General features: G+C 72.2%; 8 protein-coding genes. 2 read left to right on the top strand and 6 right to left on the bottom strand.

Annotated elements, in window-relative coordinates; all coding sequences use genetic code 11:
- Positions 1–270 precede the first annotated feature (270 nt).
- Positions 271–1,365, top strand: coding sequence for a PLP-dependent cysteine synthase family protein (locus ACQKIP_RS29920; protein ID WP_365859870.1), 1,095 nt, complete (start codon positions 271–273; stop codon positions 1,363–1,365).
- A 24-nt stretch (positions 1,366–1,389) separates the two neighbouring features.
- Here the strand turns inward: ACQKIP_RS29920 and ACQKIP_RS29915 are convergent, their stop codons facing one another.
- Positions 1,390–1,878, bottom strand: coding sequence for an SRPBCC family protein (locus tag ACQKIP_RS29915; RefSeq protein WP_427744662.1), 489 nt, complete (start codon positions 1,876–1,878; stop codon positions 1,390–1,392).
- Positions 1,879–1,942: 64 nt separating this feature from the next.
- Positions 1,943–2,827, bottom strand: coding sequence for a DeoR/GlpR family DNA-binding transcription regulator (locus ACQKIP_RS29910; protein ID WP_365859791.1), 885 nt, complete (start codon positions 2,825–2,827; stop codon positions 1,943–1,945).
- 281 nt (positions 2,828–3,108) lie between these two features.
- On the opposite strand from ACQKIP_RS29910, the gene ACQKIP_RS29905 reads away from it, so the two are divergent.
- Complete coding sequence (locus ACQKIP_RS29905) at positions 3,109–5,436, top strand: hypothetical protein (protein ID WP_365859869.1); 2,328 nt, start codon at positions 3,109–3,111, stop codon at positions 5,434–5,436.
- On the opposite strand, the gene ACQKIP_RS29900 is transcribed toward ACQKIP_RS29905, so the two are convergent.
- The 4 genes from ACQKIP_RS29900 to ACQKIP_RS29885 form a co-directional block, all read right to left on the bottom strand.
- Positions 5,396–7,810, bottom strand: a complete 2,415-nt coding sequence (locus ACQKIP_RS29900; protein WP_365859790.1) for a right-handed parallel beta-helix repeat-containing protein — start codon at positions 7,808–7,810, stop codon at positions 5,396–5,398. The two genes, ACQKIP_RS29905 and ACQKIP_RS29900, sit on opposite strands and share 41 nt — an antisense overlap.
- A gap of 175 nt (positions 7,811–7,985) precedes the next feature.
- The gene (locus tag ACQKIP_RS29895) at positions 7,986–8,591 is read right to left on the bottom strand and encodes an Rv1733c family protein (protein ID WP_365859789.1); all 606 of its coding nucleotides are present in this window, start codon (positions 8,589–8,591) and stop codon (positions 7,986–7,988) included.
- Positions 8,592–8,732: 141 nt separating this feature from the next.
- Complete coding sequence (locus ACQKIP_RS29890; RefSeq protein ID WP_365859788.1) at positions 8,733–9,557, bottom strand: MOSC domain-containing protein; 825 nt, start codon at positions 9,555–9,557, stop codon at positions 8,733–8,735.
- Positions 9,558–9,603: 46 nt separating this feature from the next.
- Positions 9,604–10,038 (bottom strand): DUF6643 family protein, encoded by a 435-nt coding sequence (locus ACQKIP_RS29885; protein WP_365859787.1) that lies wholly within the window; start codon positions 10,036–10,038, stop codon positions 9,604–9,606.
- Positions 10,039–10,049: the final 11 nt, after the last annotated feature.

Raw genomic sequence — 10,049 nt, 5'->3', positions numbered from 1 at the left:
GTGCAGTCTGCACGCACAGGGCGTCGAGCACCAGTGCGTATGAAGACGTGGTCACAAATGGACGCCGTCAACTTCACAGTGTGCCGTGCCGCTGCGTCAGTCGGCGGAGCCAGGTGTTCCTTTGAGGCGCTCAAAGGTGTGTTTATGCAGGTGAGGAGGGTGTGGAAGGTGTCTATGATCGAAGAGCAGGGCCCGCGCCGAGCGCGGCCAGGTTGACGCCCGAGGAGCCGCGCGGTGAGCACCACACAGCAGCATCAAGCCGATGACCCGATGGCCACGCTCGACGTGGACCGCAGCGATACGGAGTACCGGGCCTGGCTCAAAGAAGCCGTACGCAAGGTCCAGGCCGACGCCAATCGCTCCGCCGACACCCATCTGCTGCGCTTCCCGCTGCCGGAGCAGTGGGGCATCGACCTGTATCTCAAGGACGAATCGACCCACCCGACCGGCAGCCTCAAGCACCGGCTCGCCCGCTCGCTCTTCCTCTACGGCCTCTGCAACGGCTGGATCCGGCCGGGGCGGCCGGTCATCGAGGCCTCCAGCGGCTCGACGGCCGTCTCCGAGGCGTACTTCGCGAAGCTGATCGGCGTGCCCTTCATCGCGGTGATGCCCCGCACGACCAGCGCCGAGAAGTGCCGACTGATCGAATTCCACGGCGGTCAGTGCCACTTCGTGGACGATTCGCGCATGATGTACGCCGAGTCCGCCGCCCTGGCCGTCGACACCGGCGGCCACTACATGGACCAGTTCACCTACGCGGAACGGGCCACGGACTGGCGCGGCAACAACAACATCGCCGAATCGATCTACCAGCAGATGCGTCTCGAACGCTATCCGGAACCCGCGTGGATCGTCGCCACGGCGGGCACGGGCGGCACGTCGGCGACCATCGCCCGCTACGTCCACTACATGCAGTACGACACCCGGCTCTGCGTCGCCGACCCGGAGAACTCGTGCTTCTTCGACGGCTGGACCCACCACGACCCGGACGCCACCAGCGACTGCGGCTCCCGCATCGAGGGCATCGGCAGGCCCCGGATGGAGCCCAGCTTCGTGCCCGGCGCGATCGACCGCATGATGAAGGTGCCGGACGCGGCGAGCGTCGCCGCCGTACGGGCCCTGGAGCAGGCCATCGGCCGCAAGGCGGGCGGCTCCACCGGAACCGGACTGTGGAGCTCCTTGAAGATCGTCGCCGAGATGGTGGCCGCGGGCCGCACCGGCAGCGTCGTCACGCTCATCTGCGACCCCGGCGACCGTTATCTGGACAAGTACTACTCGGACGCGTGGCTGGCCGAGCAGGGCCTGGACATCACGCCGTACGCGGCCGCCGTCAAGTCGCTCCTCGCGAACGGCACCTGGACCTGAGCAGTCCCGACCACGCGGCGGTACTCAGGCGTTGGCCTCGGCCAGACGCCGGTCCAGGGCCGTGACGGCGTCGCGGAAAGCCCGGCCCATGCCGGCCCTGCCGAGGGTCAGGGCGAAACGGAAGGGCGCCGCGCCGTCCGCGGCGAACGTCCACTGCACGCGGGTGCCGGTCCCGGCCGGAGCAAGCCGCCACTCCTCGAGGAGGGCGCGCAGGCCGGGGGCGTTCGCCTCGTCGACGCGGTAGGCGTACCGCTGCGCCGGTTCGGCCGCGACCACCGTCTCCCAGAAGCGTGTGCCGCCCTTGAGCCGCACCTCGCGGCCCTTGCCGCCGTCCGCGGTATCGACGGGCCGGCACAGGGTGACCGCGGTGAACCACTCGGGCCAGTCGGCCGTGCCGTCGGCGAGGGCGCGGTACACCGCCTCCGGGGAGGCGCTCACCTCGCGGGCGAAGACCAGACGCAACGGAGCGGTCTCGACGAACTCCAGGCCCACGGGCCTCAGTCGGCGTGCCATCGAATTCAGCCCCCAAGCGGAATCGGGTGGTTGACCGTCCACCGTCACCATAGCTGGCGGGCCGTCAGATGTCTGCGGTGCCTCCGGCGCTCTCCGCCCGCTCCGCGACAATTCCCTGCCCGCCCTCGCCCGGCTCCGCGGGCTCGTCCGTGACCACCAGGCGCCGCAGATGCTCGGAGATCTCCGCCCGCGCCTCCGCCGGCAGCCCGGAATCGGTCACGAGCGTGTCGACCTGCTCCAGGGCGGCGAACGAACTGAGGCCCACCGTGCCCCACTTGGTGTGGTCGGCGACCACGATGACCCGCCGCGCCGACTGCACCAGACGCCGGTTGGTCTCCGCCTCCGCGAGGTTGGGCGTGGACAGACCGGCCTCCGCCGATATGCCGTGCACACCCAGGAAGAGCACGTCGAAGTGCAGCGCGCCGATCGCCTGGTCGGCGACCGGGCCGACCAGCGAGTCCGACGGTGTGCGCACCCCGCCGGTGAGCACCACGGTGGCCGCGCCCTGGCGCCGCCCGGACGTGCGCTGCGCGGAGTGGAAGACGTCGGCGACCCGCACCGAGTTCGTCACCACCGTCAGGTCCGGCACGTCGAGGAGATGATGGGCCAGGGCGTACGTCGTCGTGCCGCCGGAGAGCGCGATCGCCGTGCCCGGCGCGACCAGGGAGGCCGCGGTGCGCGCGATGTCCTCCTTGGCGTTCAGTTCCAGGCCCGACTTCGCCTCGAAGCCCGGCTCGTGCGTGCTCGCCTCGACCACCGGCACCGCGCCGCCGTGCACCTTCTCCAGGACACCCTGGCGGGCGAGGGCGTCCAGATCCCGGCGGACCGTCATGTCCGAGACACCCAGCTTGCGGGTCAGCTCATTGACGCGGACGCCGCCCCGGCGGCGCACCTCGTCGAGGATGAGGGCGCGGCGCTGCTCCGCGAGGAGGTTCTGATTCTCGCTCACGTCCGTCCGGCCCTTCTGCCTCGTCACGCCCGTCGCGCACGTCAAATGCGCTGCCTCATCCTCGCATGCGCCCCTGACGGGTGGCCCACCGCCCGATGCCGTGCGTTCACCCCGAACGGGGAGATTACGTGAGGACAAGTGTGGGCGGGGCCGTGAGCGGAGATCCTACTTGCCTGACCACGCGCACATTCGGGGGAAGCGGAACGGTGGCAGCAGACCAAAGAGAAGAGACGGCTCTCGAACTCCTCGTGCACGGAGTCGGGGGCACGACACCCCAGGCGATGCTGGACGACCCCAGGACCGTCCGCATCTCCGGTGACGACACCGCGGCCGTCTTCCGCCGTGCCGAGGACGCCGACGCAGAGAAGCGCCCGGACGACTACCGCGGCAAACCGGTCCCCGAGGCGTATGTCTGGTGCAACCTCACCTCCGGAAACGGCTCGCGGGCCCTGTGGCTCCTGCTCCTTCCCTTCATGGTGGTCAACCTCGCGCACTGGATGCGCCCCACGTCACGCCGCATGAAGAAAACGGTCCGCACGTACGGCCTCCTGGTGCGCCTGATCGGGCTCAGCCTCACCGTCCTGCTCGTCGCCGCGGCCTGCGAGGTCGCCATCGACCTGACGGCCTGGCAGTGCGCGGGCACCCCCGCGTGCGCCGCCGAGCGCTCCTGGCTCGGCTTCCTGGCGCCCGACGCCTCCGGACACGGCGGCTGGTGGAGCCAGCCGGGCCGTCGCCTCGCGCTCGCCGCCCTCGTGCCCGCCGCGCTCACCGGCCTGCTCTGGTACCTCTCGCAGCGCACCTGGAGCGCGTACGAATCCCAGACACCGCTGCCCCACCAGACGGACCCGGAGGAGGAGCCGGGGCGGACCGCGCTCGGCAAGCCCGGGTTCTGGTACGGACGCCGTCTCGTGGCCCGCCTGCGGGCCGCACACACCGCGGCGGGATTCCTCACGGTGGCCGCCGCGGTCGGCACGTCGGCCGCCCGCCACGACCGGCGCCCCGGCGGATCCGCGCTGCTCGACGTCCTCGGCTGGGCCCTGGACGTGACGCTCGTCCTGGGCGCGGGCATCGTCGTCCTGGTGGTCTGGCGCAGGGGCCGCAGCGAGAACAAACTCGACCGGCACCTCGACGAGAAGCTGATCCGCAGGCTGCCCCTGGGCGCGCTCGCGCTCCTCGCCCTGACCCTCCTGTACGCCGGGTGGTCACGCCCCGAGTGGACCTCCGAGGGCAGGCTGCCGGGCAACGCGACCTTCGGGGCCATCGCCCTGGGCCAGGGGCTCCTGGTCATCGCCCTCGCGGTGGTCGCCCGCGCGCTCTACCGCACGGCGCCCGACCCCCGCACCGCGCTGCGGGGCTTCGCGGGCCCGGCCGTAGCCATGCTGTCCTGCGCGCTCGGCGGGGTGATGTCGGGAGGCGGCGCCCAGCGCGTCGCCGACTGGCTGGACGGTTCGGGGGAGCCGGGATCCGGCGGCACCATCGACGGCCCGCCCGTGCTGCTGACCTGGCAGGCGTCCGTGATCCCGCCCCTCCTGGTGGTCGTCGCGGCGCTCTGCGGCTGGCTCGGCGTCCGCACCTGGCGCCGCGCCCGCGCCGACCGGGCGACCATCCCGCGCGAGTACCCCGGCGAGCCCGAGGACGCCGCGCGCAGCCGCCGCATCGCGGGCACGCGCGCGCGTGCCGCCCTCACCGACCGGGCGCCGCTCCTGGTGGGCATCACATCGGCGGTGACGCTGCTGCTCGGAGCGGGGGCGCTCGTCGGTGCCTGGGTGAGCGAGGAGGTGCCCGGCGAGGCCGCGCAGGGGCTGCCCGCCTTCTTCGAAGGAGCGGCCGAGACCTCGCAGGCGCTCGGCTCCTGGCTGATCGGCTTCGGTTTCATACTGTTCGTGACCTGGGGCCGCCGCGCCTACCGCGACGCCTCCGCACGCCGCACCATCGGCATCCTGTGGGACGTCGGCACGTTCTGGCCCCGCGCCGCCCACCCCTTCGCACCCCCCTGCTATGCCGAGCGCGCCGTCCCCGATCTCACGTGGCGCATGCACACCTGGACCCGCGCGACGCGCGCCACGGGCGGCAGGCTCGTCATCTCCGGGCACTCGCAGGGCAGTGTCCTTGCCGCCGCGGCCGCCTGGCAGCTGTGGCCCTCGGTCCGCAGGAGGGTCGCCCTCCTGACCTACGGCTCACCGCTGGAGCGGCTCTACGGACGCTGGTTCCCGGCCCACTTCGGCCCGGCCGCCCTCAGCTCACTGCACCGCGAGGTCGACTGCTGGCGCAATCTGCACCGCACCACCGACCCCATCGGCGGTCCCGTCAGGGTCGTCCCCGACGGCGACGGACCGCAGGTCGACCGCGAGGCCCTCAAGGACCCCCTGGTCTACGGCCGCACGGAGGAACACCCGCTGCCCGCCCCGATCCTGGGCCACTCCGAGTACCAGGCGGACCCGGCCTTCGCGCAGGAGCGTGCGCGGCTGCTCGCCCGGCTCAAGCCCGCCGTGCCCGCCCCGCGTCCCCGGACGGCGGAGACCGCCGAACCCGCCGGGCCGGCCGAACCGGCCGAGCCCGCCGCGGTGGTCACGGCAGTTCCGGTAGATCCTCCGGATACAGCAGGGTGAGGTCGTCCGTGCTCGGCTCCTCGAACTGGGCGACCCGGCCCGCGTGCCGCTCCACCATCGCTTCGAACGTCTGGCGCGCGGTGCGGCCGTTGCCGAACGCGGGGCCCTTGGGAAGCACCGTGAAGTACTTCAGGAGGGCCTCGCCCGTCCCCGTGTCGAGGCGGTACTCGTGCTCCTCGGCCTGCTGCTCGACGATCCGCAGCAGCTCCTCGGGGGCGTAGTCGCCGAACGTGATCGTCCGTGAGAAGCGGGACGCCACACCGGGGTTGACGGACAGGAAGCGCTCCATCTCCACGGTGTAGCCGGCGACGATCACCACCACCGCCTCCCGGTGGTCCTCCATCAGCTTCACCAGCGTGTCGATGGCCTCCCGGCCGAAGTCACGCCCGGAGTCCTCGGGCGAGAGGGCGTACGCCTCGTCGATGAACAGCACACCGCCGCGCGCCCGGTCGAACGCCTCCTGGGTGCGGATCGCCGTCGACCCGATGTGCTCGCCCACCAGATCGACGCGCGACACCTCGACGAGGTGCCCGCTCTGCAGGACGCCGAGCGACGCCAGGATCTCGCCGTAGAGCCGCGCCACGGTCGTCTTGCCGGTGCCGGGAGAGCCGGTGAACACCAGGTGGCGGCGCACGGACGCGGCCTTGAGCCCCGCGAGCTGCCTGCGCCGCCCGACCTCGATCATGTCGGTCAGGGCGCGCACTTCGCGCTTGACGCTTTCCAGGCCGACCAGCGTGTCGAGCTCACCGAGGACGTCCTTCGACGAGCGGGACGGCGGCTCGGGGGCCGTGCTGCTCACGGCCGCCGGGTCCGTGGGGCGCGGCCCGGGCACGGAGCCGAGCAATCCCACGGTCTGGGTGGCCGTCTGCGGGGCGGGCTCCTGCGCCGCGGCCGCCGCGGTCCGCACCCCGCCGCTCTCGTCGCTGGTGCAGTCCTCGACGAGCGGCCCGTCCTCGGCGAACTCGAAGCCGCCGCGCGCGCACCGCTCCGTACGGCACTTCTTCAGCGTCGTACGGCAGCCGTCGATGACGTGGAAGCCGTAGCCGCCGCTGTCGGTCACCCGGCAGCCGTGCAGGCTGCCGCGGCCGCCCGCCGAGACGTAGAAGCCGGCCTCCGCGGGGGAGGTGACCGTACAGCGCTCGATGGTGGGGTCGGCGCCCTTGGTGACGATGACGCCCGTCTGCACGCCGTCGACCGTGCAGTTGGCCAGGGTGCCGCCGCTGCCGTGGTCGCGGAACCACGCACCGGTGGCGACATCGCGGATGCGGCAGTCGTCCAGCTGCGCCGTCGCGCCGTCGCTCACGGACACCGCGGTGTTGCGCACCTGGGAGAGATCGCTGTCGACGACGTCCGCGCGCGAGCCGCGGTCCAGGACGAACAGCGCGTCCGGCACGTCGTGCACCCGGCAGGACTCCAGGACGGCCGTCGCCCCGTCGCTGACCCACACCGCCGGATAGTCGCCCGTACTGTCGTGGATCTCGCACTGGTTGGCGTCCACGCGGGTGCCCGGGTCCCACACCGACAGGCCGTTGCGCCCGAACCGGCTCACCGTGGAACGCGTCAGGGTGAGCACCGAGCGGGAACGCAGATCGATCGCGTTCTCCGGGACGTCATGGATCCGGCAGTCGGCGAGCGTGAGCACGGCGTCCGTGTCGAGCGTGACGCCGTCCGACGTCGTGCGGTGCACGTCGCAGTCGGTGAGATGCGCGGCCGCCCGGCCGGTGACCTGCACGCCCGAGCCCTTGACCTCGTAGACCTCGCAGCCGAGCGCCTCGAGCCCGGAGTGCTCGCCGGTCACCGAGAGCCCCGCGCCGGACGCGTGATGCACCCGGCAGCGCTCCAGGCGGGGATGCGCGCCGCCGCGCACGGCGACGCCCGACTGTCCCGCCGATACGACCTCGCACTCCTCGAAGACGCCGCCCCCGCCGTCGAGCACGGCGATGCCGATGCCGCCGGGATTGTCGACCGTGCAGCGCCGCACGGTCGGGCGGGCTCCGCCGCGCACCTCGATGCCGGCCGCCGAACGCGTCACCACGCGTATGTCGACCAGTTCGGGTGCGCCGTCCTCGACCAGCAGCGCGGGCGCCGCCGAGTCCTGCCCCTCGACGTGCAGGTCCTGCACCACGGCGGACGAGCGGACGGTGAGCGGTACCCCGTCCGACGGCGCGATGCGCACGGAGCCGGGGGAGCCCTCGCCGCGCAGCGTCACCGCCCGCTGGACGACGAGATTCTCGCGGTAGGTGCCGGGGGCGATGCTGAGCACGTCCCCGTCGCCCGCGGCCTCCAAGGCGGCGGCGAGCGATGCGTACTCACCCGTGCGGCGCCGCCACCGCGAGGTGCCGGTGTGCGTCACCTGGACCGTGCCCTGTGCCATGGAGTTGCTCTGCCCCCACCTTGTCGTACGCGGGACCTCACGACCTCGCGCAAGGCGCCGAAGAGTTCGGCCGGTCCACCGTAGCGCGCGCGGGGAGGGGGAGTTGACCCGATCGCCAGGCTCTCACCTGGTCATCGCCGGTCTCTCACCGCCGCCGGAAACCGGTGGCGGTGGTTCAGGAGCCGGTGCCGGTGCGTCCCCAGTCCGGTCCTGCCTTGTCCCAGGCCTGGTCCCAGCGGTCGTAACGCCGCAGGACGATCCGCCAGACGACGATCCGCCTGGTGCCCTCGACGAGGCCGGCGACCGCCGCCGCGACGCCGAATCCGGCAAGGGCCGCGTGCGTGCTCGCGGTCGCGTCGTCCAGCGGGCGGCCGACCACCTGGCCGTGCTCGTCCGTCCAGAGCGTGAAGCGGTCGCCCGGGTCGGGGGAGCGGAGGTCGGCGAGGACCGTGCCGGAGTGCGCCGTGCCGTCGGGGGCGGTCCATTCGGCGAGCACGCGGCTGTGCCTGTCACGCGCGGACGACGTCTCGGGATCAGGGTCCACCGGGGGTCTGGAGACCTTCTTGACCACGGTGCCCGCTACTTCGTGACGCACCTCGCGCTGTTGGCGCACGGACTCCCGCAGGGTGTCCTTCGCGAGTCCGCCGACCGCGAATCCGGCCAGTGGCGCCGCGAGGACGATGAGCAGCAGCGCCGCACAGGCCACCCAGGCCTCGACGAGGTCGGTCTTCCGGCGCAGCGGATTGTGCCGCCAGCGCCAGAGTCCGACAAGTGCTCGCACAGTCCTGCACCCCCTTCCGCGTCCGTCATAACCGCGACCGGCACGGCCCACGCGTCGGCGGGGAGAAGAGAGAGCGAAATCACCCTTCTCCTCTCCGCCCAACGTCCGGACCGGGCCTTTGAGTTCCCCGCCGCGGGGCCCTCAGTCGAGAACGGTGAACGGGTCACCGATCCGGATCGATCCAGTCGTCTCCGGCACCAGATTCTGTCCGAACACCAGCTGGTCGCCGAAGCGGCGGTGGTGGGCGAGCGTCCGCAGCGGCTCCTTGCCGCGCTCCGCGGTGCGCTGGTCGGTGGTGGTCACGACACAGCGGCCGCACATTTTCGCCACCCGGAAGGTGACCTCGCCGATCGCGATCCGCGACCAGTAGTCCTCGGCCCAGGGCGCCGTCCCGTCCACGACCACATTCGGCCGGAAACGGTTCATGGGGAGGGGGCCCTCGTCGGAGTGGTCGCCCTGCGCGATGAGCGAGTTCAGGGCGTCGAGGGAGGAGAGCGTGGTCAGGAGCAGGGGATAGCCGTCGGCGAAGGAGACGGTCTCGCCCTGTCTGGCGTACGCGGGATCGATGGGGCGCCGGGTCGCGGGCTCGTCGAGGTGGACGAGCCGGACGTCCGCGTCCAGATAGGCGCTGAACCACGCGTGCGCCGCCTCGTCGGCGGGCTCCGCCTCGACGAGGTCTTTCCAGATGTCCACCGTGACGGTCTTGCCGGAGGGCGGCACGGCCACCGTCAGCGGTTCGAGACCGGGCGCGGACATGCGTATGCCGCCGCCGGGCAGGAGCTCGGCGGCGGCCAACGCCAGCCTCGGATGCGGCCGTTGCGTGACGATCTGCCCGTCGCCGTCCACCAGCACCCACCGCCGGTCACCCGCGAGTCCCCAGGGCTCGACGACGGCCTCACGCGGAGCGTGTCCCCCGACCGCCTTGAGCGGGTAGTAGTGGATCGAGTGCAGCAGTGGCTTCGGCATGCGGCCATCCTGCCAGCAGGCACCGACAGGGGCGCCTGCGGGCGAATCAGTAGCCGCGGTAAGGGCGGTTGTACGGATCCTCGTACGTCGCCGGGGCGGGACGGGGTGCCGCGGGGCGCATGGCCTCGTAGCCCGTACCGGCCGGGGGGCGCTGTTGCTGTTGCTGGGGGCCCGGATAGCCGCGCGGCGCCGAGGGCTGCTGCGGGATGTACGGCGCGGGCGCCTGTTGCATCTGCTGCATCGGCGCGGGCTGCTGGACGTAGCCGTACCCGGGGTTGTGGTGGGACGGGGCGGCCGGCAGTGCGGGCAGGGCGGCCGGGAGCGCGGGCAGATGACTGCCCGTGTCGTACGCGGAGGGGACCCGGATCGGGGCGATCTGAGGAGTACCCCGCTCGGCGACAAGGGAGTCGTAGATCGGAGTGTCCGGGAAGGACGGCGCGGAGTAGTAACCGCCGCCATAGGTGGAGCGGGGGGAGGTCATGACACATAAGT

It is taken from the genome of Streptomyces sp. NPDC059900 (assembly GCF_050270335.1).
Taxonomy (GTDB): Bacteria; Actinomycetota; Actinomycetes; order Streptomycetales; family Streptomycetaceae; genus Streptomyces.
This window is presented reverse-complemented; position numbering and strand designations above follow the sequence as displayed.

Bases quoted from the DNA above. Each gene is read 5' to 3' on its own strand.
- ACQKIP_RS29885 (WP_365859787.1), bottom strand. From the start codon at position 10,038: ATGACCTCCCCCCGCTCCACCTATGGCGGCGGTTACTACTCCGCGCCG.
- ACQKIP_RS29920 (WP_365859870.1), top strand. From the start codon at position 271: ATGGCCACGCTCGACGTGGACCGCAGCGATACGGAGTACCGGGCCTGG.
- ACQKIP_RS29905 (WP_365859869.1), top strand. From the start codon at position 3,109: ATGCTGGACGACCCCAGGACCGTCCGCATCTCCGGTGACGACACCGCG.
- ACQKIP_RS29915 (WP_427744662.1), bottom strand. From the start codon at position 1,878: ATGGCACGCCGACTGAGGCCCGTGGGCCTGGAGTTCGTCGAGACCGCT.
- ACQKIP_RS29900 (WP_365859790.1), bottom strand. From the start codon at position 7,810: ATGGCACAGGGCACGGTCCAGGTGACGCACACCGGCACCTCGCGGTGG.
- ACQKIP_RS29890 (WP_365859788.1), bottom strand. From the start codon at position 9,557: ATGCCGAAGCCACTGCTGCACTCGATCCACTACTACCCGCTCAAGGCG.